Raw genomic sequence first — 5098 nt, forward strand, 5'->3', positions numbered from 1 at the left:
CGCGGAGCCGGGCCAGGGCGCCCTCGGGGACGATCTCGGTCTCCTCGCCGTCCACCTCGGCCGTGCCGGTCAGCGCCATCGCGAGCGCGTCCCCGGGGGACAGCAGGCCGAGGTCGCGCTTGCGCGCCTTGCGGACGAGCGCGGGGTCCACCAGCACCCACTGGTCGCGCAGCCGTACGAGGGGGCGGTGGGTCTCGGCGAGCTCGGCCATCTCGCTCTCGGTGAGCGGCTCTCCGTCCAGCGCGAGCTGCCAGCGGAACTCCAGCAGCCGCCCCTCCTGGAAGAAGCCGAAGCTGTCGGCCGCGGAGCCGGGCGCCTGCGCGCCGCGCGCCCGTACGGTCGCCGCGGCGGTCAGCTCGCGGGCGAGGGTGCGCGGCCAGTGCACGGCGACGTCGGCGGCGGCGAGCCGCTGCCCGGCGCGGCCCAGCAGCGCGTCGGTCTCCTCCTCGCTGAGCGGCAGCACATCGGGGGCCGGGCGGTCGAGCAGCCGCCCCAGCGGGGGCCACACCCGGGCGGCCCGCCGGACGGCGAGCACCGCGCCGGACCGGGCCCGCGGGCCGAGGTACTCCGCCTCGCCGCGCCACAGGTCCGCCGCATCCGCCACCAGCGTGGGGTCGGCGACGCTGTGCACCTGCACCAGCGCCGCGGCGACGGCGCCCCGCTCCTCCGCGTCCCCCGCGCTGTCGAACAGCCTGTTCGCGGCGAGGTCCACACGGAGCGAGATCCGCACGCCCGCGTCCAGCTCGGCGGCGACCTCGGACGCCCACTCCCGCGCGGCCGGAAACCGCTCCCCCAGCCGCTGCGGGCGCCGCCCGGCGAACGCCTCCCCGGCGGCGAGCGGCGCGGCTGCCGTGCGCGGCAGCACGTCGGCGACCGCGTCGAGGAACGCGCGCACCAGCGCCTCGGGCTCCGGCAGCAGCGGCTCCTCGGGTGACCCGCCGCCGACGGGCACGGCGTGCCCCTCGAACGGGAGGGCCGCGGCGATCCCGCGCACCTGGGCCGCGTCCTCGGCGCCCAGCGGTCCGGCCCGCCACACGTCGACGTCCCCCTCACCGACCGCGGCGACCAGCCGGCCCATGGCCACCATCCGCAGCGCGTGCAGCGCGGCGGCGCCCCAGCAGGCGGCGGCCGGGTGGGCCCCGTCCGCCGTGCGCGCCCGCGTCAGCACGGGCAGCGCCTCGCCGACGGACAGCACCCGCGCCGGCACGGGCCCCAGCCCGGCGACGACGAGATGCTCGTCCGCCCCCGCGGGCGGCGCGCCGCCCGCACCCGCCGGGCCCGCCGGGGGCGGTGCCGCGTCCGGCCACCAGAACGCCACCCGCCCCTCGCGCGGGACCGCGGCCGGCAGGAAGACAGCGGCGCGGCGGACGAGGTCCGCCGCTTCCGGCTCCGCTCGTGCCACGCGCCCCGCCTCCGCTCCGCTGCCGATCTGCCGATCCCTGGTGTCCCCGACTCCTCACACGCTACGGGGCACCACTGACAACGGAGGGGCGCGTCACTCGGCCGGCGCGGGCCAGCGGATCCGCAGGGCGCACAGGGAGACGAGGGAGGCGGAGACGGCGACGGCGGCCATCCCCCACACCAGGCTGCTGGCGCTCGCGATGAAGCCGATCAGCGGGGGCCCGGCGAGCAGGCCGGTCGTGCCCATGGCGGCGACCAGCGCGAGCGCGTCCGAGCCCTGGCGGGCGGCGGCCACATAGACGCACGGAGTGACGGCCGCGATACCCAGGCCCATGCAGGCGAAGCCGATCAGGGCCGGGGCCACGCCTCCGGAGACGAGCGCGAACGCCAGCCCCGCGCCCGCCAGGACGCTGCCGACGCGGACCACCCGGCCGTCGCCCCACCGGCTGCGCCAGCCGTCGGCGAACAGCCGGGCGAGCACCATCATGACCGAGACGACGGCGATCCCCAGGGGGGCGACGCCCGAGGACGCGTGGGCGACGTCCTTGAGATAGAGCGCCGACCAGTCGTTCATCGCTCCCTCCGCCACGGTGCCGAACACCATGCCGCAGCCCATCCAGACGGTGACGCGGGTGGGCAGCGGCATCCTGCGGCGGGTCGTCCCGCCGGGCCGCCCGTCCGTACCGTCCGGCGTCCGCTCGGCCGCCTCCTGTTCCCCGGGCCGCGCGTCGGACTGCTCCTCGGGCTGCTCCTCGGGCAGCAGCCCGGTGCGGGAGCAGGCGGTGAGCAGCAGCACCAGCGCGGTGGCGACCCCGAAGTGCGCGGCCAGCGACGAGGTCAGCGCGGTCATGCCGGAGGCGAGGAGCGCGGCACCGAGCGAGCCCGCGCTGAAGGTGGCGTGCAGCCGGGACATCGCGGTGCGCCGGTAGCGGGATTCGAGAGCGGCTCCCTGCGCGTTCATGGCGACGTTCAGACACCCGACGCCGATGCCGTCGGCGCAGATGACGGCCAGGGCGACGGGGTAGTTCGGCGCGGCGGCCAGCGCGAGCAGCAGCAGCCCGAGGAACAGGGCGGACAGCAGGGCCAGGCGCCGCGATCCCAGCCGGCGGGTGAGCACGGCGACGAGCGGGAACGAGATCGCCGCGCCGGTGCCGCAGGCCATCAGCAGCAGGCCCAGCTCGGCCTCGGTCAGGTCCAGCCGGGACTTGAGAGCGGGGAGCCGGGCCGCCCACGTCGCGTACTGGAAGCCCAGTGCGCAGAACAGCGCCGCGATGGCCAGCAGCGCCCGGCGGAAGTCGCGGGCGTCCGGGGCGTCCGGGGCGTCAGCGCGGGAGGGCAGTGTGTGCATCAGTCTTGTCCGCCTTCTCGTCGTGTGCCATCGCCATGGACATGTAGACGGCATCCGCGCCGTAGCTGTCCGGGACGGCGATGCCCCGCTCGGTGTGGAATCCGCGTGCCGCCCAGAAGGGCGCGCTGCCCGCGACGGCGACCAGGGACATCCGCTCGTACCGCCGCGCCCGCGCCGTCGCGGTCAGGTGGCGCAGCAGGCGCCGGGCCAGGCCGCGGCCCCGGAGGTCCTCGGCGACGACCAGGTCGTGCAGATGCAGGTTGCGGCTGTGGCGGACGGCGTCCCCCACGGACTGCCCGGACTGCACGGACTGCACGGACCGCGCGGACTGCGACGCGGACCGCGCGGGCTCCGTGGCGCACTCCTCCACGTGCTCGAGGTCGGGGCACTGGAACGGCGGGTAGGGCAGGGCCAGTACATAGCCCGCCACCCGCGCCCCCCGGTGCAGGACGAAGCAGGTGTCCGGCGACACCCGCCCGCGCGACTCCAGCGCGGCCCGGCCCTCGGACAGGCCCAGCGGACCGTAGACCCGGGCCTCCAGCGCGGCGACGCCGCTCCAGTCGGTGCCGCACCGCAGCGGGCGCAGCCGTATGTCGCCGCTCATCCGTCCGCCCCGCCCCGCGCGCTGTCGCGTATCCAGGTGTGCGGGAGCGGGCTGAAGCCGTTGAAGCCGCGGGTCGTGTAGCTGGTGGCGTAGGCGCCGCAGGAGAGGATCCAGACCGGGTCCCCCGAGGCGGCGTCCCGGGGGACGCGCACCAGGGCGCGCTCGTGTGCGTAGGCGTCGTCGCTGTCGCAGGTGGGGCCCGCGACGACGGCGGGGACGCGCTCCGTGTCGCCGCGCGCGCGGTGTGCCGGGAACTCCAGGGTGTACTGCAGGGCGTCCATCTCGTACAGGCCGTTGAACTTCCCGCAGCTCAGATAGAGCCAGTGCTGGCGCTCTCCGCCGGCCTGCCGGCGTGCGGACAGCCGGGAGACATGGGCGCGTATGGCGCCGTGGTCGGCGACCAGATGGCGGCCCGGTTCCATCCGGAAGTCCAGCGGGCTCTGTGCGACCGCTCTCAGCCGCCGCATGCCCTCGCGGATGACGGCGAACATCTTGTCCAGCGGGGGCTCCAGGGGCCTGCCGTACCGGTCGCGGTAGCCGAGGGCGGGGAGTCCGCCCCCGAGGTTGATGTGGTCGGGGTGGATGCCGCGCCGGCCGAGCGCCGCGAGGACGTCCGCGAGGCGGTCGAAGGCGGCCTGCCACGCCTCGGCCGTCATCTGCTGGGAGCCGACGTGCACGGACAGCCCGGCGGGGGTCAGGCCCGTGGCCCGCGCCGTCTCCAGCACGGTGAGCGCGTCGCCGGGCGCGCAGCCGAACTTCCGGCTGAGGCCCCACAGGGCGCCCTCCCCGTCGGTGGCCAGCCGGCAGAACACCCGCGCTCCGGGCGCGTGCGCGGCGATGGCGAGGACGTCCTCCACGCAGTCGGTCGCGTAGTCGCGGATGCCCAGGCGGTGCGCTTCCGCGATGTTCCGGTCGGACTTGATGGTGTTGCCGTAGTGGATCCGCTCGACGGGCGCGCCGGCGCCGAGGGCCTGTGCGATCTCCTGGGGGCTCGCCGCGTCGAAGCCAGCGCCGCAGCCGGCCAGCAGTGTGAGCACCTCGTCCAGCGGGCACGCCTTCATGGCGAACCGCAGGGAGACGCCGGGGAGTTCGCGGGTGAGCGCGGCGTAGCGCCCGGCGATGCCCGGCAGGTCGTAGACGATCTGGTCCTCGCTGGCGGCCGCCAGCGCCTCGCGCAGCGGTGTGGTGACGTACATGGTTCCTGCCCTGTCGTGGCCTGTGCGGGCTACCGCCGGGGAGCGGGAACGCCGACGGAGTCGCTCGCCCGCATCAGCGGTTCCCAGCTTTCGATCAGCCGTGCGAAGTCCGCCATGTCCTGCCGCGCCTCGTCCAGCAGTCGGGCGCGGCGCGGGGCGAGGGTCTCGGCGAAGGCGGCGTACCGGCCGCCGAGCTTCCGGTAGGAGCGGTCCAGGACCTCCAGCCGCTGAACGTTCTCCGCGGTGTCCAGCCCGGTGCTGTTCCGGACGAGTTCGGCGACGCGGTCGGCACGGAGGCCGTGTCCCTCGTCCAGGAGCGCCGGGCCCTCCTCGGCCATCCGCTGGTAGACGGCGTTCAGATAGAGCATGGAGAGGAAGAACTTCGCGAACCGCGTCTGGTACGCCAGGAACCCGGCGTCGGTCCTCCTAATTCGTGAGTAGGCGGTTCCAGGGCAGCCCCGTGAAGGGCTGCTGGACTGACTGATGTGGATGGGTTTCGCGGTGGCCGCGTGGGCGCCGGATGGACTCCTGTGTTCTCCCGGCCCGCTG

The 5098-nt window shown here is 75.7% G+C and carries 5 protein-coding genes; all 5 read right to left on the reverse strand.

Annotated features, from left to right (window positions below; genetic code table 11):
* The coding region (locus G5C65_RS30810; RefSeq protein WP_338146749.1) for an SNF2 helicase-associated domain-containing protein at positions 1-1402 on the reverse strand (1402 nt) is incomplete at its 3' end.
* A 93-nt stretch (positions 1403-1495) separates the two neighbouring features.
* Positions 1496-2749: an MFS transporter gene (locus G5C65_RS30815; protein ID WP_165302343.1), complete on the reverse strand. Its 1254-nt coding sequence runs from the start codon at positions 2747-2749 to the stop codon at positions 1496-1498.
* Complete coding sequence (locus tag G5C65_RS30820; RefSeq protein ID WP_165302344.1) at positions 2724-3353, reverse strand: GNAT family N-acetyltransferase; 630 nt, start codon at positions 3351-3353, stop codon at positions 2724-2726. The genes G5C65_RS30815 and G5C65_RS30820 overlap by 26 nt, the downstream gene beginning before the upstream one ends.
* Positions 3350-4549: a type III PLP-dependent enzyme gene (locus G5C65_RS30825; RefSeq protein ID WP_165302345.1), complete on the reverse strand. Its 1200-nt coding sequence runs from the start codon at positions 4547-4549 to the stop codon at positions 3350-3352. The genes G5C65_RS30820 and G5C65_RS30825 overlap by 4 nt, the downstream gene beginning before the upstream one ends.
* Positions 4550-4578: 29 nt before the next feature.
* Positions 4579-5098: DUF6271 family protein (locus G5C65_RS30830; protein ID WP_241266185.1), on the reverse strand; the 520-nt coding region annotated here is incomplete at its 5' end.

Source organism: Streptomyces boncukensis (genome assembly GCF_011045075.1).
GTDB classification, from domain to species: Bacteria; Actinomycetota; Actinomycetes; order Streptomycetales; family Streptomycetaceae; genus Streptomyces; species Streptomyces boncukensis.

Bases quoted from the DNA above. Each gene is read 5' to 3' on its own strand.
- G5C65_RS30820 (WP_165302344.1), bottom strand. From the start codon at position 3,353: ATGAGCGGCGACATACGGCTGCGCCCGCTGCGGTGCGGCACCGACTGG.
- G5C65_RS30815 (WP_165302343.1), bottom strand. From the start codon at position 2,749: ATGCACACACTGCCCTCCCGCGCTGACGCCCCGGACGCCCCGGACGCC.
- G5C65_RS30825 (WP_165302345.1), bottom strand. From the start codon at position 4,549: ATGTACGTCACCACACCGCTGCGCGAGGCGCTGGCGGCCGCCAGCGAG.